The sequence below is a fragment of the uncultured Williamsia sp. genome (assembly GCF_947494875.1).
In the GTDB taxonomy this organism is placed as follows: Bacteria; Actinomycetota; Actinomycetes; order Mycobacteriales; family Mycobacteriaceae; genus Williamsia_A.
Map to the genome: position 1 here is coordinate 130,925 of NZ_CANLWM010000007.1, position 20,758 is coordinate 151,682.

The 20,758-nt window shown below is 69.7% G+C and carries 19 protein-coding genes and 1 tRNA gene; 7 read left to right on the plus strand and 13 right to left on the minus strand.

Annotated features, from left to right (window positions below; genetic code table 11):
• The first annotated feature begins 3 nt into the window (after window positions 1-3).
• Both Q1A98_RS16760 and Q1A98_RS16765 read left to right on the plus strand, forming a co-directional pair.
• Complete coding sequence (locus Q1A98_RS16760) at window positions 4-606, plus strand: hypothetical protein (RefSeq protein WP_299575596.1); 603 nt, start codon at window positions 4-6, stop codon at window positions 604-606.
• A gap of 5 nt (window positions 607-611) precedes the next feature.
• On the plus strand, window positions 612-1,964 hold the full coding sequence (locus Q1A98_RS16765; RefSeq protein WP_299575598.1) for a serine hydrolase: 1,353 nt from the start codon (window positions 612-614) through the stop codon (window positions 1,962-1,964).
• Here Q1A98_RS16765 and ilvA read toward each other — a convergent pair whose 3' ends face one another.
• Window positions 1,965-3,164 (minus strand): threonine ammonia-lyase, encoded by a 1,200-nt coding sequence (ilvA, locus tag Q1A98_RS16770; protein WP_299575599.1) that lies wholly within the window; start codon window positions 3,162-3,164, stop codon window positions 1,965-1,967. It abuts the gene before it with no gap.
• A gap of 81 nt (window positions 3,165-3,245) precedes the next feature.
• Here ilvA and Q1A98_RS16775 point away from each other — a divergent pair, with 81 nt between their 5' ends.
• Entirely contained in the window at window positions 3,246-3,446 is a 201-nt protein-coding gene (locus Q1A98_RS16775; protein WP_299575601.1) for a hypothetical protein, read from the plus strand.
• Between the two features lie 4 nt (window positions 3,447-3,450).
• Here Q1A98_RS16775 and Q1A98_RS16780 read toward each other — a convergent pair whose 3' ends face one another.
• Window positions 3,451-4,623 carry a cystathionine gamma-synthase gene (locus Q1A98_RS16780; protein WP_299575603.1) on the minus strand — a complete coding sequence of 391 codons (1,173 nt, stop codon included), beginning with the start codon at window positions 4,621-4,623 and terminating at the stop codon, window positions 3,451-3,453.
• A gap of 53 nt (window positions 4,624-4,676) precedes the next feature.
• On the minus strand, window positions 4,677-6,068 hold the full coding sequence (locus Q1A98_RS16785; protein ID WP_299575605.1) for a cystathionine beta-synthase: 1,392 nt from the start codon (window positions 6,066-6,068) through the stop codon (window positions 4,677-4,679).
• Between the two features lie 150 nt (window positions 6,069-6,218).
• Here Q1A98_RS16785 and Q1A98_RS16790 point away from each other — a divergent pair, with 150 nt between their 5' ends.
• Together Q1A98_RS16790 and Q1A98_RS16795 are read left to right on the plus strand one after the other, a co-directional pair.
• A complete protein-coding gene (locus Q1A98_RS16790) occupies window positions 6,219-7,178 on the plus strand; it encodes an SGNH/GDSL hydrolase family protein (RefSeq protein WP_299575977.1) in 960 nt (319 codons plus the stop codon).
• 61 nt (window positions 7,179-7,239) lie between these two features.
• Window positions 7,240-8,460: an acetyl-CoA C-acetyltransferase gene (locus Q1A98_RS16795; RefSeq protein WP_299575607.1), complete on the plus strand. Its 1,221-nt coding sequence runs from the start codon at window positions 7,240-7,242 to the stop codon at window positions 8,458-8,460.
• 60 nt (window positions 8,461-8,520) lie between these two features.
• Here the strand turns inward: Q1A98_RS16795 and Q1A98_RS16800 are convergent, their stop codons facing one another.
• From Q1A98_RS16800 to Q1A98_RS16810, 3 genes are all read right to left on the minus strand, one after another.
• Entirely contained in the window at window positions 8,521-10,014 is a 1,494-nt protein-coding gene (locus Q1A98_RS16800; RefSeq protein ID WP_299575608.1) for an MDR family MFS transporter, read from the minus strand.
• A gap of 223 nt (window positions 10,015-10,237) precedes the next feature.
• Window positions 10,238-11,104, minus strand: a complete 867-nt coding sequence (locus tag Q1A98_RS16805) for a Bax inhibitor-1/YccA family protein (protein WP_299575618.1) — start codon at window positions 11,102-11,104, stop codon at window positions 10,238-10,240.
• A 145-nt stretch (window positions 11,105-11,249) separates the two neighbouring features.
• On the minus strand, window positions 11,250-12,398 hold the full coding sequence (locus Q1A98_RS16810) for a DUF5995 family protein (RefSeq protein WP_299575619.1): 1,149 nt from the start codon (window positions 12,396-12,398) through the stop codon (window positions 11,250-11,252).
• A 298-nt stretch (window positions 12,399-12,696) separates the two neighbouring features.
• Between Q1A98_RS16810 and Q1A98_RS16815 the strand changes: the two genes are divergently transcribed.
• Window positions 12,697-12,770, plus strand: a tRNA-Leu gene (locus tag Q1A98_RS16815).
• A gap of 133 nt (window positions 12,771-12,903) precedes the next feature.
• Here the strand turns inward: Q1A98_RS16815 and Q1A98_RS16820 are convergent.
• From Q1A98_RS16820 to Q1A98_RS16830, 3 genes are read right to left on the minus strand one after another with little or no spacing between them, the layout of a single operon-like run.
• Entirely contained in the window at window positions 12,904-14,145 is a 1,242-nt protein-coding gene (locus Q1A98_RS16820) for an MFS transporter (protein ID WP_299575621.1), read from the minus strand.
• 21 nt (window positions 14,146-14,166) lie between these two features.
• On the minus strand, window positions 14,167-14,595 hold the full coding sequence (locus tag Q1A98_RS16825; protein ID WP_299575622.1) for an SRPBCC family protein: 429 nt from the start codon (window positions 14,593-14,595) through the stop codon (window positions 14,167-14,169).
• Window positions 14,596-14,605: 10 nt separating this feature from the next.
• The gene (locus Q1A98_RS16830) at window positions 14,606-15,916 is read right to left on the minus strand and encodes an MFS transporter (protein ID WP_299575624.1); all 1,311 of its coding nucleotides are present in this window, start codon (window positions 15,914-15,916) and stop codon (window positions 14,606-14,608) included.
• Between the two features lie 71 nt (window positions 15,917-15,987).
• Between Q1A98_RS16830 and Q1A98_RS16835 the strand changes: the two genes are divergently transcribed.
• A complete protein-coding gene (locus tag Q1A98_RS16835; RefSeq protein WP_299575626.1) occupies window positions 15,988-16,992 on the plus strand; it encodes a helix-turn-helix domain-containing protein in 1,005 nt (334 codons plus the stop codon).
• 37 nt (window positions 16,993-17,029) lie between these two features.
• On the opposite strand, the gene Q1A98_RS16840 is transcribed toward Q1A98_RS16835, so the two are convergent.
• From Q1A98_RS16840 to Q1A98_RS16855, 4 genes are all read right to left on the minus strand, one after another.
• Window positions 17,030-17,383, minus strand: a complete 354-nt coding sequence (locus Q1A98_RS16840) for a hypothetical protein (RefSeq protein WP_299575628.1) — start codon at window positions 17,381-17,383, stop codon at window positions 17,030-17,032.
• A 109-nt stretch (window positions 17,384-17,492) separates the two neighbouring features.
• Window positions 17,493-18,353 (minus strand): NAD(P)-dependent oxidoreductase, encoded by an 861-nt coding sequence (locus Q1A98_RS16845; protein WP_299575630.1) that lies wholly within the window; start codon window positions 18,351-18,353, stop codon window positions 17,493-17,495.
• A 316-nt stretch (window positions 18,354-18,669) separates the two neighbouring features.
• Window positions 18,670-19,008 carry a hypothetical protein gene (locus tag Q1A98_RS16850; RefSeq protein ID WP_299575632.1) on the minus strand — a complete coding sequence of 113 codons (339 nt, stop codon included), beginning with the start codon at window positions 19,006-19,008 and terminating at the stop codon, window positions 18,670-18,672.
• A 17-nt stretch (window positions 19,009-19,025) separates the two neighbouring features.
• The gene (locus Q1A98_RS16855) at window positions 19,026-20,729 is read right to left on the minus strand and encodes a sodium:solute symporter family protein (protein WP_299575633.1); all 1,704 of its coding nucleotides are present in this window, start codon (window positions 20,727-20,729) and stop codon (window positions 19,026-19,028) included.
• Window positions 20,730-20,758: the final 29 nt, after the last annotated feature.

A 20,758-nucleotide genomic window follows, 5' to 3' on the forward strand; every position in this document is an offset into this window, starting at 1 on the left:
ATCATGCCCTCCGACGACGACCTGGCCGCTCGCCTGCGATCGGCAGCCGCGGTGATCGCCGCTGTGGTCGGCGGCGACGCCGACGCCCCGCGCCCCATGTCCGCGGTCGCCGCCACCGACGCGCTGCAGGAGGCCCTCGACGAGTCCCGCCGTGAGACCGTCGCGCGAGCACGCGCCGCCGGGCACACGTGGGCCGAGATCGGCGCACTCCTGCACATCAGCCGGCAGGCCGCGCAACAGCGCTTCGGCAAGACGTCGCCGAACGCCGACGACCTCGCGGCCGACCGCATCGTGGCCCGCACTCGCCAGATCGCCGGCCAGTTCATCGATCACGATTTCGCGGGCATCCGGTCGGACTGGTCGCAGGTCATGCTCGACGGCATCGACGAGTCCGCGCTCGCGACGCTGTGGACCGGCCTCGAGCGCGACGGCGGACCCGTTCAGACGCTGGGCAAGCCGGTCGTCGGTGTGCGCGGGCCCTACCGCGTCGTCGACCTCCCCCTCGTGCTGACGTACGGACCGATGTGGCTGACCGTGTCGTTCGCCCACGACGACAGCGTCGCCGGGCTGTGGGTGAAGACCACCCCGACGGTCGAGGAGAAGTGAGGACGATGGCCCTCACCCGTGTAGCCATCGCGCTGTGCGCTCTCGGACTCGTCGCCGGGTGCTCCATGTTCGCACCGGACGACGCCGCACCGTCGAGTGCCCCATCATCGTCCCAGCAGGCCCTCCCCACACCGGCCGCCGAGCAGCTGCAGTGGTTCATCGGCGCCAGTGCACGACTCCCGTTGCCCGACAGCGAACTCCGCGCACACTTCGCGGATGCCAACGTGCGTGACTTCGGCGGGACCGCCGACGGGGCGAACCGGCGACTCGCCCCCTTCGCCGATCTGCGGCTCGAGCGACTCGGTCCGTCCACGTCGCCGTACGCGCGGTCGGCCGTCGTGACCACACCCGCCGGAGCCGATCTGACGATGACCGTCGGTCTCGACCGCGACGGCAAGGTGGCCACCCTGCTGTTCGCGCCGCGGCCCGCGGCCCCGACATCCTGGGCGGCGGTCGACCAGCAGCTCTCCGCGCTCGCCCCGCAGGTGTCGTTCGCGATCGACCGCGTCGACGGCGGTCGGTGCGTGCCCGTCCACCAGCTCGCCGGAGACACTCAACGGCCGCTGGGATCTGCGTTCAAGCTCTACGTCCTCGGCGCACTCGGTGACGCCGTCGCCGCGGGGCGGGTCTCGTGGGACGACACGGTCACCGTGCGCGACGACTGGAAGAGCCTGCCGTCGGGCGACCTCCGCACCGCTCCGGCCGGGACGCCCGTCACCTATCGGCGCCTTGCGGACCTGATGATCTCCGTCAGCGACAACACCGCAGCCGACCACCTGATCCACCTCATGGGTCGGGACGCCGTGCAGGCGATGCTCACGCGGTTCGGCAACACCGACCCGTCGCGGACGACACCGTTCCTCACCACCCGAGAACTGTTCGCCCTCAAGACCAGCGACTACCCGTCTCTCGCCCGGCGGTACCTCGCGGCGACCACCGCACAACGCGCTGCGATGACGGCCGAACTCGACAGGACACCGTTCGGTGACTGGCAGCACTGGACCGACCCACGCGACATCGACTCCATCGAGTGGTTCGCGTCGCCGCAGGACATGTGTCGCGCGATGGCCGGACTGGCCGGGGAGGCCGAGCGGCCGACCGGCGGTCCCATCGCGGATGCACTGTCGATCAGCGACGGCAACCTGCTGCTGGACCGGGTGGAGTATCCGACGGTCTGGTTCAAGGGTGGCTCGGAACCGGGCGTCCTCACCCTGACATATCGGGTCGTCGCGCGCGACGGGGCGACCTACGTCGCGTCGGCGATGCTCGGGAACCCGACGACGCCGTTCGACGAGGCCTCCGCGCCGGCGGCGATGCAATCGGTCATCCGGGGGGCACTCGACCTCGCCCAGCGGTGATCAGTCCAGGTAGCCGGCGGCCGCCAAGGCCGATCGGACGTCGGCCTGATGGTCGGGCCCGCGGGTCTCGAGGCTGACCGTCACCTGCACCTCGCCGAGACGCAGCTCACCGGACACCCGGGAGTGGATGACGTCGACGACGCTGGCGCCGGTGTCACGCAGCGTCTCCAGCAGCTGCGCCAGGCCGCCGGGCCTGTCGGGGACGGTCACCGCGACGGTGAGATACCGGCCCGCCGCCTGCAGGCCGTGGGTCGTCAGGTGCGACAGCAGCAGCGGGTCGACGTTGCCGCCGGAGAGCACGACGCACACCTGCCCCGAGACGGCCGGCGCATCGGGATGCATGATCGCTGCGACGGCCACCGCGCCGGCGGGTTCGACGAGCAGCTTGGCACGTTCCAGCATCAGCAGCACCGCGCGGCTGATGAGATCCTCACCGACCGTGACGATCTCGTCGACGAGCGACTCCACGTGGGCGAACGTCACCTCACCCGGCATGGCCACCGCGATACCGTCGGCCATGGTCGACATCGACTCGGCGCGGACCGGCTTGCCCGCGGCCAGCGACCCCGGCCAGGCCGCAGCCTCCTCCGCCTGGACGCCGATCACGCGGATGTCGGGACGCGACACCTTGATCGCCGCGGCGACCCCCGCGAGCAGTCCCCCGCCACCGAGCGGCACCACCACGGTGCCGACGTCGGGCATCTGCTGCAGGATCTCGACACCGACGGTGGCCTGGCCGGCGACGATGTCCTCGTGGTCGAACGGGTGGATGAGGACCGTGCCCGTCTCGTCGGCGAATCGCCGTGCCTCGACGAGGCTCTCGTCGATGATCGCCCCCGACAGCACCACCTCGGCGCCGTACGCGCGGGTCGCCGACACCTTCGGCAGCGACGCGCCGGTCGGCATGTAGACCCGGGCAGGGATCCCGAGTGTGGTGGCCGACCAGGCGACACCCTGAGCGTGGTTGCCGGCGCTGGCGGCCACGACGCCACGCGCCCGCTCCTCGGCGGACAGTCCGGCGATCCGCACGTAGGCGCCGCGAGGTTTGAACGATCCGGTGCGCTGCAGGTTCTCGCACTTGAGCCACACGTCGCCGCCGCACAGGTCCGACAGCGCACGCGACGCGACCATCGGTGTGCGTCGCATCACCGGGGCAAGGGTCTGCATCGCGTTCTCGATGCGGTCCGGTGTGATGATCACGCCCGACGGTAGCGCCGAACTGCCATCCGGTCCTGTCCGTCACGCCAGAGAACCCTTAGACGCAGCCGGTGTGCTGGACGCATGACGAACACAGCGACCCTCACCGTCACCGACGAGATCGACGTCGACATCGCCCAGTCACTGCTGCGGCGCGGACACCGCGTCGTGGTCGAGGGCGACGACCTGCTGCTGCTGTTGCAGGCCGTGCGCGGCTTCGGCGCCCCGCGGGCGACGGTCGTCGCGACCGCACCGGCGCGCGACTCCGTCGCACTCGCGGCCTGACGGCTCAGCCCAGCGCGCTCTCCAGGTCACCGATCAGGTCGGCGACGTCCTCGATGCCGACCGACAGACGCACCAGGTTCGCCGGCACCTCCAGCAGCGACCCGGCGGTCGAGGCATGGGTCATCGCGGCCGGGTGCTCGATGAGCGACTCGATGCCGCCCAGCGACTCGGCGAGCGTGAAGACCTCGGTCCGTGCGCAGAACTCCTGCGCCGCAGCGGGCCCCCCGGCCACCAGCACCGAGATCATGCCGCCGAAGCGACGCATCTGCCGAGCCGCGACCGCGTGCCCGGGATGCGACTCGACACCCGGGTAGAGCACCTTCTCGATCTTCGGGTGCCCGGCGAGGAAGTCGACGATCGCCTCGGCGTTGTCGCTGTGCCGATCCATGCGCACCGCGAGTGTCTTGATACCCCGCATCGTCAGGTACGCGTCGAACGGGCCGGGCACCGCGCCGGCACCGTTCTGCAGGAAGGCCAGGTCCGCGTCGAGGGACTCGTCGTCGGTGACCAGGGCGCCCCCGACGACGTCGGAGTGACCGCCGAGGTACTTGGTCGTCGAGTGCAGGACGACGTCGGCGCCGAGCGCCAACGGCTGCTGCAGGTACGGCGAGGCGAAGGTGTTGTCGACGACGAGCCGCGCCCCACCGTCGTGCGCGACGCCCGCCAGCACCTCGATGTCGCCGACGTTCAGCAGCGGGTTGGTGGGGGTCTCGACCCAGACGAGCTTCGTCGCCGGGGTGATCGCCGCGCGGACCGCGTCGACGTCGGAGACAGGCGCCACCGAGTAGGTGATGCCCCACTGGGTGAACACCTTGTCGATGAGGCGGAACGTGCCGCCGTACGCGTCGTTCGGGATGACGAGGTGGTCACCCGGGCGCAGCGTCGCGCGCAGGAGCGCGTCGGTGGCCGCCATGCCCGAGGCGAACGCCCGTCCGAACGCACCACCCTCGATGCCGGCGAGGTTGCCCTCGAGTGCCTGGCGGGTCGGGTTGCCGGTCCGGGCGTACTCGAATCCACCACGCAGCCCGCCGACGCCGTCCTGCGCGAACGTGGAACTCGCGTAGATGGGCGGGTTCACCGCCCCGGTCAACGGGTCGGGTTCGTATCCGGCGTGGATCGCCTTCGTCCCGAATCCCTGCCACCGGCTCGCGTCGGCCCGACTGCGCTGTTCAGACATGCACCCAGCCTATCGCCGGGCGATGCGACCCCCGGGGGCCGGGCGCAGCGGGATCAGAACCGTCCGGAGCTGACGAAGGTGAGCAGGTCGTGGCGGGTGATGACACCGATCGGCTTGCCGTCCTCGACCACCATCAACGCATCCGACTCGCCCAGTGCCTTGCGCGCGGCGGACACCTGCTCGCCCGCGCCGATCAACGGCAGGGGGTCACCCATGTGGGCCGAGACCGGGTCCGCGAGGTTGGCACGCCCCTCGAACACCGCGCTCAGCAGTTCGCGCTCGCTGACCGCACCGGCCACCTCGCCCGCCATGATCGGCGGCTCGGCACCGACCACCGGCATCTGCGACACCTCGAACTCGCGGAGGATCTCGATCGCGTCGCGCAGCGTCTCCGACGGGTGCGTGTGCACGAAGTCGGGCAGTGCACCGGACTTGCCGCGCAGCAGGTCGCCGACCGTGGGCTCGGCGGCCTCCTTGCCGTCCATCGGGGTGCTCAGGAACCCGTAGCTGCGCATCCAGGCGTCGTTGAAGATCTTGCCCATGTAGCCGCGACCGCCGTCGGGGAGCAGCACGACGACCAACGCGTCCGGACCCTCACGCTCGGCCACGCGCAGCGCGGCGACCATCGCCATGCCGCACGATCCGCCGACGAGCAGACCCTCCTCGCGGGCGAGGCGACGCGTCATCTCGAACGAGTCGGCGTCGGAGACGGCGATGATCTCGTCCGGGATCGAGGGGTCGTAGGCGCTGGGCCAGAAGTCCTCGCCCACACCCTCGACGAGGTACGGACGACCGGTGCCACCGGAGTAGACCGATCCCTCGGGGTCGGCGCCGATGATCTTCACGCGACCGTCGGACACCTCCTTGAGGTACCGGCCCGTGCCGGTGATGGTGCCGCCGGTGCCCACACCCGCGACGAAATGGGTGATCTTCCCGTCCGTGTCGGCCCAGATCTCCGGGCCGGTCGTCTCGTAGTGACTCTGCGGGCCGGCCGGGTTGGCGTACTGGTTGGGCTTCCAGGCGCCGTCGATCTCGTTCACCAGACGGTCGGAGACGCTGTAGTAGCTGTCGGGGTTGTCCGGGGCGACCGCGGTCGGGCAGACGACGACCTCGGCCCCGTAGGCGCGCAGGACGTTGCGCTTGTCCTCGCCGACCTTGTCCGGGCAGACGAAGATGCAGTGGTACCCACGCTGCTGCGCGACCAACGCCAGACCCACTCCGGTGTTGCCCGAGGTCGGTTCGACGATGGTTCCTCCGGGCTTCAGCTCACCCGACGCCTCCGCGGCGTCGACCATCTTCACCGCGATGCGGTCCTTCGACGAACCGCCCGGGTTGAGGTACTCGACCTTCGCGGCGACGGTGGCCGAGTTCGGGGCGACGACGGAGTGGACCTTGACCAGCGGGGTGCCGCCGACCAGGTCGACGATGTGATCAGCGATGCGCATGCACTCCATCGTTCCAGACACGTCGACCCGGCGGTCGCGCGATGCGCCCCCGCCCGCAGCGGATGATCGACCGCCCCGGACACGCCCACGGGCGAGGAGTCCGCAATCGGGTGTCCGTATCCTGGGGCCGTGCCCCCTTCTCGCCGACGGATCGCACGCGACGTGGCGACGACCGCGGTGGCGACGGCCGGCAGCGCCGGCGCCGGCTGGGCCGCCTGGACCTTCCTGAACGGTCAGGCGCGCATCGCCCGCGAGGTCATCCCGCACCGCACCGACAACGCCCCGAACGGCGACGGGCTGTACCGGCCCGACGGCACCGGCCCCGAGCGCATCCGGCCCGGCGTCGAGCACGACCTGCACCTGATGGTCTTCGGCGACTCGACCGCGGCCGGTCTCGGTGCCGAGTCGCCCGACGAGACGCCCGGTGTGCAGCTCACACGCATGCTCACCCGGGAGACCGGCCGCAGTGTGCGGCTGAGCACCAAGGCGATCGTCGGTGCCACCTCCCGCGGCCTGTCGGGTCAGGTCGACGCGATGCTGATCGCGGGTCCACCGCCCGACATCGCCGTCATCCTCATCGGCGCGAACGACATCACCGCCGTCAACCACATCCGTCCGTCCGCGAAGCGCCTCGGCGCCGCCGTGCGACGGCTCGTCGAGGTCGACGCGAAGGTGATCGTCGGCACGTGTCCCGACCTCGGCGTCGTCACCGCGATCCCCCAACCGCTGCGAACCGTACTGCGGCAGTGGGGGTTTCAGCTGGCGAAGGCGCAGGCCCACGAGGTCCGCGCCGCCGGCGGGCGTCCCGTCCCCCTGGCAAACCTGCTGGCGCGCGAATTCCTCGCCGCGCCCGACCGGATGTTCTCCGCCGACCACTATCACCCGTCGGCCGCGGGGTACCTGCTCGCCGCGCAGACCCTGCTGCCGGAGGTCCTCGCCTCGATCGGTGAGTGGGGGTCGGCGCCGCTGCCGGATCCGCCGGAGGTCTCGGAGTTCGCCGAGAACAACCGGGTCCTGGCGAGGATCGGCCGCGCCGTCGGTCGCCCCCTCCGTCCGCGTCGGCACATCGACGAGCCGGTGCTCCGCGAGCAGACAGAACCGACCGCGTAACGTCCGATCCGACCTGCGGACACGTGTGCACCCGGCACCCCGCCGACACCGAGGAGTATCCATGCCCGAAGCCGTCATCGTCTCCGTCGCCCGCTCGCCGATCGGCCGCGCCGGCAAGGGATCGCTGCGTGAGGTGCGTCCCGACGAGATGGGTCGTCAGATGATCCAGGCCGCCCTCGACAAGGTCCCCGCCCTCGACACCGCCGACATCGACGACCTCCACTTCGGGATCGGCCAGCCCGGCGGCCAGGGCGGGTTCAACATCGCCCGCGTCGTCGCCGTGGAGCTCGGTCTCGACCACGTTCCCGGCGTCACCGTGAACCGCTACTGCTCGTCGTCGCTGCAGACCACCCGGATGGCGTTCCACGCCATCAAGGCCGGCGAGGGCGACGTGTTCATCTCGGCCGGCGCGGAGAGCGTCTCCAGCTTCGGCTCCGGCAGCGCCGACGGCTGGCCCGACACCAAGAACCCGGTGTTCGACGAGGCCATGGCCCGGACCGACAAGGCCGCACAGGGTGGCGCCCCGGCGTGGACCGATCCGCGCGAGCAGGGCCTCATCCCCGACGTCTACATCCCGATGGGCCAGACCGCGGAGAACGTCGCGAGCTTCACCGGCATCTCCCGGGAGGACCAGGACCGCTGGGGCGTGCTCAGCCAGAACCGCGCGGAGGACGCCATCAAGGCGGGCTTCTTCGAGCGTGAGATCACCCCGATCACCCTGCCCGACGGCTCGCAGGTCAGCACCGACGACGGCCCGCGGGCCGGCACCACCTACGAGAAGGTGTCGCAGCTGCAGCCGGTGTTCCGTCCCGACGGCACCATCACCGCCGGAAACGCGTGCCCGCTCAACGACGGTGCCGCCGCCGTGGTGATCATGAGCGACACCAAGGCCAAGGAACTCGGCCTCACCCCGCTCGCGCGGATCGTGTCGACCGCCGCGACCGGCCTCTCGCCGGAGATCATGGGGCTCGGCCCGATCGAGGCGATCCGCAAGGCCCTGGCGATCGCGGGCAAGAGCGTCTCCGACATCGACCTTTTCGAGATCAACGAGGCCTTCGCCGTGCAGGTCCTCGGTTCGGCGAACGAGCTCGGCATCGACCACGACTCGCTGAACGTGTCCGGCGGCGCGATCGCGCTGGGCCACCCGTTCGGGATGACCGGTGCCCGCATCACCGCGACCCTGCTGAACAACCTCACCACCCACGACAAGACCTTCGGCGTCGAGTCGATGTGTGTCGGTGGCGGTCAGGGCATGGCGATGGTGCTCGAGCGCCTGAGCTGACACGCACGACACACGACGGCCGCCGGCGGGATCCCGCCGGCGGCCGTCGTCGTCGTGGTGTCAGACCGCGGCGACCGCCACGTCGTCGGCGATCGCCGGGTCGACCGGCTTCGGCGCGCGCAGCAGACAGACGATCCCGATCAGGACGAATCCCAGGCATCCCGCGACCGTGAACACCGTGCGCACGCCGTCGGCGATCGCGTCCGAGGCAGCGGCCTGGGTCGCGTGGTCACCCGCTGACACCACCGTCATCACGGTGACGAACAACGCGGTGCCCGCCGCACCGGCGACCTGCTGGAAGGTGCCCAACGCGGCCGACCCGTGCGAGTACCGCTCCGGTGCCACCGATCCGAGAGCGAGCGTCATCAGAGGGGTGAAGGTCGCCGCGAGGCCCAGGCAGAGCAGGACGTTCGAGCCCAACAACCACCACACGCTCGTCGACGTGTCGACGACGGAGAGCGACCACACACCGGCCGTGATGGCGATCGCGCCCGGCAACACCAGCGGGCGATGCCCCCGCAGGTCGTAGACGCGACCGATCACCGGTCCGGCCAGTCCCATCACCAGTCCGCCGGGCAGGGTGAGCAACCCCGTGGTGAACGGGCTGAAGCCGAGCACGGCCTGCGCGAAGTAGGGCACGACGATGAAGGTGCCCATCATCGTCGCCATCGCGACCACCATCGCGACGATCGACAGCGTGAACGTCGACGACGAGAACACACGCAGGTCCAGCAGCGCGCGGTCGGTGCGGCCGAGCAGGAGCTGACGCGCGACGAACGCGGCGAGCGCACAGGCGCCGACGGTGAACGGGATCCAGACCGGGACGGCCGCACCGTGATCGGCGGCCTCGCCGATGCCGACGAGCCCGTACACCAGGCCACCGAAACCGAGGACGGCGAGCGGCACGGAGAGCAGGTCGATCGGCGCGGACACCCGCGGCCCGACGGGCTTCACGAGAACCAGACCGGTGACGAGCGCTGCGGCGGCGATCGGGGCGACCACGCCGAAGATCCAGCGCCACCCGAGATTGTCGAGGACGAGACCGGACACGGTCGGCCCGAGCGCCGGCGCGACCGCGATGACGACGGAGATGTTGCCCATCATGACCCCACGCCGGTTCTCGGGGACGACGGTCATGACCGTGGTCATCAGGAGCGGCAACATGATCGCGGTGCCGAGGGCCTGCACGACCCGCGCGACGAGCAGCACCTCGAACCCCGGTGCGGCGAAGGCGATGACCGTCCCGAGCGTGAACGCCGACATGGCCGCGACGAACAGCGTCCGGGTGCCGTGGCGCTCGATGAGGAAGCCCGTCAGCGGGATGACGACCGCCATGGTCAGCATGAAGGCGGTGGTGAGCCACTGCCCCACACTCGGCGGGACACCGAGGTCGGTCTGCAACACGGGGATCGCGACGCTCATCACCGTCTCGTTGAGGATCACCACGAACGTGGCGACGAGCAGCACACCGATCACGACGAGGTGCTCGCGGGAGATGCGATCGTCGGGGGCGGCCGGGGTCGGCGCGGCGGGCGTGGTCGCGGCGGCGGTCATGTGGGGATCCCTTCGGCGTCGGGTGGCGTCACCGGGTACAGACCCGACGCGGCAGCAGAACTCATCGCCGTGATCGACAGGTGCGATCGGCGACGGTCGGGTGACGGTAGCAATCGTGGCCGACGCGGATCGACCGGTTTTCGTCGCCGAGCACGACGACGGCCTCGCACCGCGGGGGTGCGAGGCCGTCGTACGGCGGGTCCCGGTGTCACCGGGCGCCGGGTCAGTCCTGGTTGAAGTAGCTGAGCAGACGCAGGATCTCGACGTACAGCCAGACCAGGGTGACGGTCAGGCCGAGGGCGATGCCCCAGGCCGCACGCGACGGCGCGCCGGCGCGGATGAGACGGTCGGCCGAGTCGAAGTCGACGAGGAAGCTGAACGCCGCGAGGGCGATGCACAGCAGCGAGAAGCCGATCGCGAGCGGGCCGCCGTCGTAGAGGCCGAGGCCCGAGCCACCGTTGAAGAAGCCCACGACCAGGTTGCCCAGGATCAGGACGATGACACCCATCAGACCTGCGAACAGCATGCGGGTGAAACGGGGGGTGACGCGGATGGCGCCGGTCTTGTAGACGACGAGCATGCCGGCGAACACACCGAACGTGCCGAGGATCGCCTGACCGATGAGCACCCCGGCGGACGTACCGCTGACCGCCAGGTTGGCGAACACGAACGACACCGCGCCCACGAACAGGCCTTCGAGGACCGCGTACGAGAGCACGATCGCCGGATTGTCCTGTTTGCGGCCGAAGCTCGCGACCATCACCAGGGCGAAGCCACCGAGCGCACCGACGAGGAGCAGCGGCATAGCCAGCGCCACGTTCTGGTGCACGAGGAAGTAGGAGACGATCGACGACAGGATGAGGACGCCGAGCGTCATCGCCGTCTTGGTGACGACGTCGTCGATGGTGAGGGCGCGGGTGCCGACAGGCTGACTGGGCCGCGCGTACGGGTCCACCTGCTGCGGCTGGCCCGCCTGGCCGTACATCGCCTGACCGGCGCCGGCGACACCGGTACCGAACCCGGCGTAGCCCCCGGCCTTCGAGTTGTCGCGGAGCACTCCGCGCATCACCGGATTGCTGCTCTCTCGCACCGCTGGGGTCCTTTCGAAGTTCTGCCTGTCCCGACCGGCGGTCGGGCGTCGACAGAGGCCTACATCGATCCAACGACGGAGCCGTCGTCGGGGTTCCCGACCGACTTTACTTGCTCTTGACCTTCTGTGCCGTCGGACGCCCCCGCTACGGCGCGGTGATGTCCCCGGCCTCGCAGGCCAGGGCGAAACCCTTGTCGAACGCGCGGACCCGATCGGTCTCCACGTCGTAGAAGAGACGGGTCATGGCGTCGCGCATCTCCGGCAGGACCCGCCCCGACGCCCGCAGCATGCGCGGCACGAACGGCGCGGGGATCTCGGCACACAGGCGGTCGACGGCGACCGCGTACACCGGCGCCACGTCGAGGTAGTCGGCGCGGAACTCCCGGTAGTCACGCCCGTCGTCGGCGACTGCGGCATACGCCTCGGCCAGTGCCCGGGGCATGTCCTCCTCCATGTGCACGCGCGACGCGGCGATGATCCCGGTGGCCACGTGGCGGAACGAGCGCGGGTTGTCGTTCTCGTCGCAGACGGCCCACGCCTCACGCCACCCGGCGGACACGCCCCCACCCGACCGGTAGGCGTGCAGGTTCGACACGTGCCGACGGTGGAGCACCGCCATCAGGCGCATCATCCACTCGGGCTCGGTGTACCGGCCCTCATCGATACGTCGGAGCAGTTCCTCGGTCGTGAGGGCGCACATCCGGGCGAACCAGTACTTCGGGTCCGCGGCCTCGGCCAGCTCCTCGGCGACGATCTGCTGGTGACCGAGGTAGCGCTGGATCTGGGGCCGCAGCGCGGCGACCCCACCGGGACGTCGACGGGGTGCGCGACGGTAGGGCAACGGTTCAGGGTCGGCAGCGAGTCGCCGCGACTGCTCGGACAGGCCCTTGAGCGATTTCTCGATCGAGCGGCGCAGCGGCGGCTCGACGAACGGACCGACCGTGGGGACGAAGTCGACGTCGACGGTGTAGTGCACCGCGCATCCGTCGTCGGTCGGCTGGATGTCGATGGCACACGAGTACTCCCGCAGCAGCGGCGAGGCCTTGAAGATGCGGTACGCGAAACGGGTCGGCTCGTCGGCGCAGGTCACCACCTCCTGCACCCGGGGCCGCGTCGGCAGGTCGACGAGAACCTCGCGGACGGCGCCGGCGCGGTCCATCCGTCCGTCACCGCCGGCGTCCCGGGCGGTGGTGAGGCCCCGGGACCATTGGTTCTTGACGGCGGGGTCCGTCAGGAGACGCCACGCCTGCTCGACGCTGCAGTCGAGGTCGGTCGCCAGATCGAATCGGGTCATGGTGGTCCGTCGTCCATCGTTCACATGTACAGGGATGACGCATCATCCTGCGCGCCCCGACACCTGAGGGTCAACAGGTGCCGATGGCTGCGCCCCCGAACGCCGCCTCAGGACCCCACGGTGGCACAGGTCATCCGGCCCGTCGACCTCATACCGGCCGGTTCGTGACGGGTCACCGGGGACCCCGCCGTGCCGCAGTCCCCCATGTCGGCGAACATGGGACCCTGCAGGCGATTCCGCGGCGACGACGGACGCCATGCTGCTTAACGCAACAAATGATGTGTGATGTGAAACCAACGCCCCCATAGCCCAATTGGCAGAGGCAGCGGACTTAAAATCCGCCCAGTGTCGGTTCGAGCCCGACTGGGGGCACTGTCGGTCTTCGACCGAGGGGCACAAAGTCGGTCTCCGACTGGGGGCACTGTCGGTCTTCGACCGAGGGGCACAAAGCCGGTCCCCGACCGGGGGGCACTGTCGGTCTCCGACCGAGGGGCCACGGAACCTGTCAGTGTGCCGGCAGCGGGGTGAGCACCTCGCGGAGTCGGGCCGGTCCCCATCCGGCGCGGAGGCCGCGGAGCATCACGACACAGCCGAGCGCGGAGAGCACCGTCGCCGACGAGTAGAGCGCCACGTAGCCGAATGCGTCCCCGACGATCCCGGCCGCGAAGCCGGCGACGCCCTGCGTCACGACGACGGCCGAGGCCAGCAGCGTGTAGTCCGTTCCCGCGAAGGACTTCTCGGCGGAATCCATCATGAGCGCGAACACCGCGACCGTGGCGATCCCACCGCAGACGTGCTCCCCCACCGTCGCCACCACGATCATCCCGATCCCACCGACGTCGGCCGCGGCGGCGACGAACGCGATCAGCGCGACCGACTGCGCGACACCGCCCACGGTCAGGGCGGTGAGCCGACCGAGCCGGAACGCGAGCAGACCGCCGAGCGCGGCGCCCGCGAGCGCCGCGCCCGAGGACACCGCGCCGTCCAGCAGCGCGATCTGCCGCACCGACAGACCCTGATCGGACAGGAACGGGCCTAGCACCGCCGACCCCATCGAGTTCCCGAACTTGTAAGCCGCGACCACCGCGATCAGCGCGAGGACCCCGGGTCGCGTGAGACGCGTCCACCACGCGATGGGTGACGCGGCGCGACCGCCGTCGGGGGCGGACGGCGGGGTGTGACGCATCAGCATCGCGGGGATCGTCGTGAGCAGCACCAGGACCGCCATGACGACGAACAGCGCCCGCCAGCTCGCGAACGAGTACACCCAGAGCAGACCGCCTCCGCCGGCGATCATCCCGAGACGATATGCGCCGACCTGGATCCCGTTCCCGAGGCCGCGACCGTGCGCGTCGAGGGCGGTGACCGTGATGCCGTCGGTGGCGACGTCCTGTGTCGCCGCGAACACGTTGACGAGCGCGATGCCCACGAACAGCGGCGTCATCGACGCGTCGAGGTCGACCCACGCCAGCGCGAGAGCCACTGCGGCGGTGCCGATCTGCATCGACACAACCCACCGCTTGCGGGTGCCGACGCGGTCGACCCACGGCGCCCAGAGGAACTTCAGCGCCCACGGCAGGAAGAGGACGCCCGTCGCGCTGATGGCGACCAACGAGTACCCCGACTGCCGCAGGACGACGGGCAGCGCCGTCGTGAAGAAGCCGTAGGGCAGGCCCTGCGCGAAGTACAGGGAGACGAGCAGGACGACGACCGACGGCCGGACGGATCGGCTCCGCACCACGGTCATCGCACGCTCAGCGAGCGGAGATCAGCCGTCGACCTGCTCGCGCAGACCGTCGGTCGCCATCTCGATGATCGCCTTCTTGCCCTTGTTCAGGACGAAGCCGGGAACCGGGATCTTCGGGTCGAGGCTCATCTCGAACTCGACGTGGGTGCCGCCGCCGTCGGCGTCGGTGAGCTTGTACTCGGCGTGCTGGGACTTCTGCTGGCCACCCTCGATCAGATCCCAGGTGACACCCGAGTCCGACCACTCGAACGAGAGGGTCTGCTCGTCACTGATCCCCATGAGCGACACCTTCATCCACGCCTTCGCGGGCCGTCCCTCGTCGTCGCGCTCGAGGATTTTCACCTCTTTGTGGATGGGGGACCAACTCGGGAAGGTCTCGATGTCGGCGATCGCCGCGAGCACATCGGCGCGGGCGGCCTTGACATCGACCTGTGCGTTTCCGGACACCATGTCGACAACTCTAACGTGACAACGACCGTTGCAACGTCGGGTCGCCGTCCGCCGGTGCGGTTGTGGGACTGTTCACCGCGCGAGGCCCCCGGATCCCGGCACAGCACACAGCGGCGACGACGCACAAGCCCGCCGCGACCTGGAAGGCGAGGTCGTAACTGCCGTCGGCGTCCCGTATCCACCCGGCACCGAAGGCGGCGACCGCGGCACCGATCTGGTGCGAGGCGAACACCCATCCGAAGACGACAGGGGTCCGTTCCCCGAACCACTCTCGGCAGATCGAGATCGTCGGCGGCACCGTCGCCACCCAGTCGAGGCCGTAGAAGACGATGAACACCCATGTGCTCGGTTCGGCGTGCGGCGACAGCAGTGAGGGCAGCAGGACCAGCGACACCCCGCGGCCGAGGTAGTAGACCATCAGCAGGACGCGAGGACTGACCCTGTCGGTCAGCCAACCCGAGAACACCGTGCCCGCGACGTCGAAGATCCCGATGGTGGCCAGCAGGCCCGCAGCGACCGTGGTGGGCATGCCGTGATCACCCGCCGCAGGGATGAAGTGGGTCCCGATCAGTCCGTTGGTCGTCGCCCCGCAGATCGCGAAACTGGCTGCCAGGAGCCAGAACGCGCGGGTTCGCACCCCGATCGCCAGACCCGAGAACGCAGCGGAGAAGGTGCCCGCCGGCAGGGGCGTCGCGGGGGCGTCCTCGGTCGCGCCGAGCGGCCGGAGTCCGACGTCGGATGGACGGTCGCGGATGAACACGAGCACCAACGGGACGACGGCCACGGCCACGGCGGTGACGATGAGCGACGCCACGCGCCACCCGAAGCGGTCGGTGGCCGTGGCGACCACCGGGAGGAAGATCAGCTGCCCGGTGGCGCTCGCGGCGGTGAGGATGCCGGTGACGAGTCCCCGACGCTCCACGAACCAGCGGGTCGCGATCGTGGCGACGAAACCCATGGAGATCGACCCGGTTCCGAGCCCCACCAGCACGCCCCACAACAGCAGCAGTTGCCACTCGGCGGTCATCGTCGATCCCAGCCCCGTGCCCGCGGCGATGAGTGCGAGGGCCACCGCGAGGACGGGCCGTACGCCGAACCGGTCCATCAGCGCCGCGGCGAACGGTGCCGTCAGACCGAAGAGGGTCATGTTGATCGACATCGCGGCACCGACCGTGGCGTGCGACCAGCCGAACTCCATGTGCAGCGGGTCCATCATCACGCTGGGCACGGCTCGGAAGCCCGCGGCGCCCAGGATCGCGACGAACGCGACCGCCGCGACGACCCATCCCCGGTGTATCCGGCGCGTCGGTGTGAACAGCATGCGAAGAACTCTCGGTCATCGCGGCCGCGCTCGCCATTGGCACGATCGCCACAATGCGGGAAGATCGTGCCATGAACGATGGTCGACCCCACCGCGTCGTGGTCCTGCTCCTCGCCCCCGTGGTCGGCTTCGACGCGACCATCGCCCCGCTGGTGTTCGGGGAGGCCCGCGATCGGGACGGATCACCGCTCTACGAGGTGATCACCTGCGCGCCGCGTGGGCAGCCCGTCGCCACCACCACCGGCTACGGCATGGTGCCCGCCGGTGGTCTCGACGAGCTCGCGACCGCCGACACGGTCGTCGTGCCCGGCACGCGGTATCCCAGCGCCCGGGAGGACGGGACGCTCGACCCCGAGGTGTCGGCCGCGCTCGACAGCGTCCCGTCGGGGGCTCGCTGGGTGTCGATCTGCACCGGCGCGTTCGTGCTCGCCGCGTCCGGTCGGCTCGACGGTCTACCGGCGACGACGCACTGGCGCGCCGCGGATGGGTTCCGGACGCTGTTCCCGCAGGTCCGACTCGACGAGGCCGTCCTGTTCGTCGACGGTGGCACCGGCGGGCCGGAGTCGACCGGACCGTTCACCTCCGCCGGACTGTCCGCCGGGATCGACCTCTGTCTGCATCTGGTCCGACTCGATCACGGTGCCGCCCTGGCGAACACCGTCGCCCGGTACTGCGTGGTGCCGCCCGTCCGGGAGGGTGGCCAGGCGCAGTTCATCAGCCACGCCGTCGTCGACCGCCCCGACGACAGCACGGCGGCCACTCGTGCCTGGGCCCTCGAGCATCTGGTGGAGGACCTGTCCATCCGTCGTCTGGCGGAGCACGCGCACATGAGCACGCGCACCTTCAGCCGCCGATTCCGCGACGAGACAGGCGTGTCGCCCGGTGAATGGGTACGCAACCGTCGGGTCGATCGGGCCCGCGAACTGCTCGAGGCGGGCGGGGCGACCGTCGACGAGGTCGCGACGCGATCGGGGTTGGGCAGCGCCGACAACCTGCGCCATCACCTGCGGTCCGGCATCGGCATGTCTCCGACCACCTACCGAAAAGCGTTCTCGCAGGTCACCGCAATCGGGTGACCTGCGAGAACGCGAATTCAGCTCGGCGTGACCTGACTCAGGACGACGAGTCCTGGTGCTGCGGGTAGTGGCTCCGGTACCGACCCCGCTGGACCCGGGCGATGTGCTCCTGCAAGGTCCGGTCCCCACGAGCCATGGCCGAGGCCCGGATCGAGTAGACGACGGTGCCGTAGAGCACGACCCACACGACGAGCGCGACGCTGCCGGGCACGGTGTTCCCGGTCGCGAGACCTGCGATGCCCAGGGCCAGCGCCGCCGACCCGAACATGAACGCGGCGAACCCGACGCGTCCCCATTGAAGTGCCTTGCGCAGGTGTGCGCGGCGTTCCTGGGCCGGCGTCGCGACCTTGCTGCGACGCTTCTCGGCCCCGCTTCCGACTGATGCAGTCATTGCCTGCTCCTTGCTTCACGGGCGACTGGACCAACTGTCCAACACCGGACGATCTGAACTATTCCGCCGGCGGGCGGAAACAGCACGCCCCGTCCTTCGGCTGCCGGCGTCAGCGACGGCCGAAGCCGTCGATCACCGACGCCATGTCCTCACGCCCGTGACCTGCGTCGACGGTCGCCACGAAGCGATCGTGGATGGCCTGCATCACCGATGCGTCCATGCCGACCGATTCCATCGCCGCGGCGATCAGACCGGCGTCCTTCAGGGCACCGTCGGCGCCGAACGACGCCGGGAACTCCCGCGCGAGCATGGCCTTCCCCTTGAGCTGCGCGTACCCGGCGTCGAGGGGCCCGCCGGAGATCGCGTCGAGGAAGAGCTGTGGGTCGACGCCGAGCCGCTGGGCCAGGCCGATCGCCTGACCGGTCGCCGTGACCAGCGACAACACCCAGGAGTTCGCGACGAGCTTCAGCCTGTGGCCGTCGCCCAGTTCGGAGCCCACCCACACCGTCCCGGCACCGATCGCCTCGAGGACGGGTCCGACACGCTCCCGCAGCGCCTCGTCCCCACCGACGAGGACGGTCAGCGCACCCTTCTCTGCGGGCTCCTTCGTACCGAGGACCGGCGCGTCGAGCATGGCGACCCCGTGCTCACGGGCCAGCCGCGCGAGGCGATCCACCCCGTCGAGTCCGACCGTCGACGTCTGCAACCAGACGGCGTCGTCGGAGAACGCGTCGGCGACCGTGCCGAACACATCGGCGACGGAGTCGACGTCGTAGAGCATCGTGACGACGACGTCGGCACCGCGGACGGCCTCCACCGGATCGGTGACCACGGTCGCGCCGTCCTGGGCGAGCGGAGCCGCCTTGTCGTGGCTGCGATTCCAGACCGTCAGGTCGTGGCCGGCGCGGATGATGCTGCGCGCCATGCCGGCTCCCATGATCCCGGTACCGAGAAGTCCGATTCGCGCCATTGTTCCCACATCCCATCGCGTCAGGTGACAAATGCCGTGCCCGACCCGTGACGTCTGTCATGAGGGTCGGGCGACGGTCGCATCAACACTGACGCGCGTGACGAACTTCCCCTCCCGCCGGACGCGACGGGCGCCGTCGAGCGTGCAGTGGATCCCGTCGAGCGTGCAGCGGATCCCGCCGAGCGTGCAGATGACGCCGCGACGACGGCATCGACCGCACGGTCGACGGGATCAACGGCACGGTCGGCGAGATCGAGTGCACGCTCGGCGAGGTGTGTCGGCCCGCTCGGCGCCGTCGGGCCCGAGACCCACAGGGTCAGCCGACGTCGACCGTGTCGCCGTCGGCCGGCTTCTCGTCCGAGACCTCGCGGATCGGCAAGGGCCGCAGCAGGGCCCAGGCCACGAAGAGCGCGGCGACCGCGGCGAGGATCAGGCCGACCCAGAGGTTGGCCGACGTGCCAGCCTCGAGGTCGACACGGTTGGCGTCCGAGGGTTTGTGGGACTCGATGCCCAGGACACCGGGCGCCGCGCCTCCGATGATCAGGACGATGCCGTAGATACCCATCAGCGCGGCCACGATGATGCGGATGTCGAACAGTCGGGCGAGGACCGCGGCGCCCCGACCCGCGGTCGGGTGTGGTTGCTCAGTGATCATGCGAGAACTCCTGCGACTCAGTGGAAGACGATGTTGAGGGCGATGACAAGGACCAGTGCGACCCCCGCGAGGGGAACCGGCCGCGAGTACCAGGAGGCGCCGGCGTCGGCGGGGTCGGTGAAGTGCGACTTCGGGGTCTCCGAGTAGACCAGTCCGACGAGTTCCTTCGCGGGCTTGGGCTGCGTGGCCATGGTGACCACCACGCTCACGAGGATGTCGACGACGAAGGCCGCGGACGCCGCGACGAACGGCATGCCCTGCCCGGGCAGGTTGATCACCCCGACCTCGGAGAGGATGAACACCACCACGGCAGAGAGGGTTCCGGCCACCAGACCGGTCCAGCCGGCGGTCGCGGTCATCCGCTTCCAGAACATGCCGAGCAGGAACGTCGCGAACAGCGGCGCGTTGAAGAACCCGAACAGCGTCTGCAGGTAGTCCATCAGGTTCGAGTAGCCCGACGCGATGAGTGCGGTGAAGATGGCGAGCACCGTCGCACCGACCGTCGCGAGCCGACCCACGGTGATGTAGTAGCCGTCCGGACGGTTCTTGACGATGTACTGCTGCCAGATGTCGTAGCTGAACACGGTGTTGAACGCCGAGATGTTCGCGGCCATGCCGGCCATGAAGGACGCGAGCAGGCCCGCGACCGCGACGCCGAGCAGTCCGTTGGGGAGGATGTCGCGGATCATCAGCAGCATCGCGTCGTTGTAGGTGACGTTCGCGGCGTTGGGGCCGCTCTTCAGCGAGATCATGTCGCCGATGACCGCGGCGCAGATCATGCCGGGGATGACGACGACGAAGGGGATGAACATCTTCGGGATCGCACCGATGATCGGAGCGCGTCGCGAGGCGTTCATCGAGTTGGACGCCATGGCGCGCTGGACCTCGACGAAATTCGTCGTCCAGTAGCCGAAGCTGAGCACGAAGCCCAGGCCGAAGACGATGCCGATCACCGACCACACGGGACTGTCGAAGCCGCTCAACGCATTGCCCGGCCACGACGTGATCTGGTCGTGGACGCTGGCGGTGACCTTGTTGTCGCTCGTGGTCGCGACGATCTTCTCCTTCAGCCCGTTCCATCCACCCACCTTGATGAGACCGAAGACGGTGAGCGGCACCAGGGCGGCGAGGATGACGAAGAACTGCAGCACCTCGTTGTAGATCGCCGCCGACAACCCACCGAGCGCGGTGTAGGTGAGGACGATGACGGCGGCGACGATCAGCGAGACCCATTGGCTCCAGCCGAGGATCACGTTGACGATGGTCGCCAGGAGGTACAGGTTGACCCCGGCGATGAGGACCTGCGCGACCGCGAAGCTGATCGCGTTGACGAGGTGCGCTCCGGTGCCGAACCGTCGCCGCATGAACTCGGGGACACTGCGGACCTTCGAGCCGTAGTAGAACGGCATCATCACGACGCCGAGGAACAGCATCGCGGGGATGGCGCCGATCCAGTAGTAGTGCATGGTCGCCAACCCGATCTGGGCGCCATTGGCGGACATGCCCATGATCTCGACCGCGCCGAGGTTCGCCGAGACGAACGCGATGCCGGTGACCCAGGCGGGCAGTCGTCGTCCCGACAGGAAGAAGTCGAGGCTCGACGAGATCTGGCTGCGGGCCAGATACCCGATGCCGAGGACGAACACGAAGTACAGGGCGATCAACACGTAGTCCACGGCCCCGGCGTTCAGCCGGAGCACGGAGTCCGCGGCAAGCGTCATTCGACAACTCCTTCGGGTGGGTCACTGCC